At 62.9% G+C, this 1,049-nt stretch carries 2 protein-coding genes; both read right to left on the bottom strand.

Annotated features, from left to right (window positions below; genetic code table 11):
* Window positions 1-794 (bottom strand): hypothetical protein (locus EB084_26405; GenBank protein NDD31795.1); only part of this gene is annotated, 794 nt, incomplete at its 3' end.
* A 34-nt stretch (window positions 795-828) separates the two neighbouring features.
* On the bottom strand, window positions 829-1,049 hold a 221-nt coding region (locus EB084_26400; protein ID NDD31794.1), incomplete at its 5' end, for a hypothetical protein.

The raw sequence follows: 1,049 nt of genomic DNA, 5'->3' as shown, positions 1-1,049 counted from the left end.
GATGGAATCTGCGCGCCGAGTTTCTCCACGTCGCTCACCAGGCCGGTAACGGCCTGCTTCAGCTCTTCGGCCACGTTGCCCACTTGCTTCCGCAGCGCGTTGAGCAGCGCTTGCGAGGCGGTTTTCAGATCATCGAGGCTGACGTCGATGGACTGTCTCAGATCGGTTTCGAAGAAGCTGGTGGATGTCTTGAGCTGCGAGACCAGCTGCTGCTTCGCGGTGGCGCCGAGATCGGTGGAGACGGCGCTCAGCTCGCGCAGCGTGTCTTTCAGCGACGCCTCGATGCGCTCGCGAGCGGTCTCGAGGCGTGCCTCTGCCTCGGCGATGGCCGTCAGCGTGGCGGTCTGGCTCTGGTCAAGACCGTTCGACAGCCCCTGACGGGCCGTGGCCAGATTCTTGAAGGCCTCACCCAGGTGCTGTGAGTGCTCGTCGAGCAGGGCGGTGCTGCTACCAATGAGCGTCTTCATCTCGTCGAGCAGGGTTCCTACCGTGGCTTGTAGGCCGTTTAGGCTCTCCTGGCCTCGGGTTGCTGTGTCTTTCAAACGGCCGGCTCGCGTCATGACGGCGTCGCTGGCGCTGGTGGCCTGTTTCTCGAAGTCGGAGACTGTGGCCGCCAGGCCTTGCACGGCGGTCGTCACCCCTTTCAAGCTCATTGCGACCTCGTCGCTCGATTTTGTCGATGCGGCGGCACGGGGCGTCAGCTTCGTGAGTGTCTCACCAGAGAGACGGTTCCAGTCACCGAGAAGCCGCAACGTCTCATCGAGATCGGATCCGAGCTGCGTGATCAGAGACATGGGTCGATCCTCCTTGTTCGCAGGGTCTGCACGCCTACAAGATTCCGAGGGATCTCAACGAGTTGACGAGGTTCAGCAGCGGTTGGACGGCGACGAGCAGATCGCGAACCTGCTGGGCGGGGTGCGCCACCGTCGTGGTCACGAATCTGTCGGTGTCGTCGATGACCTTCTGCACCTCGCCGACGAGTCTCACGATCTTGGCGACCTGCGAGCGGACGTGCGCCAGCATGTCCACCGCGAAGATGCGATCGGCCT

Source organism: Pseudomonadota bacterium, from assembly GCA_010028905.1.
Classification (GTDB): domain Bacteria; phylum Vulcanimicrobiota; class Xenobia; order RGZZ01; family RGZZ01; genus RGZZ01.
Note: the sequence above shows the minus strand (reverse complement) of the source record. Positions and strands in the feature narration are given on the sequence as shown.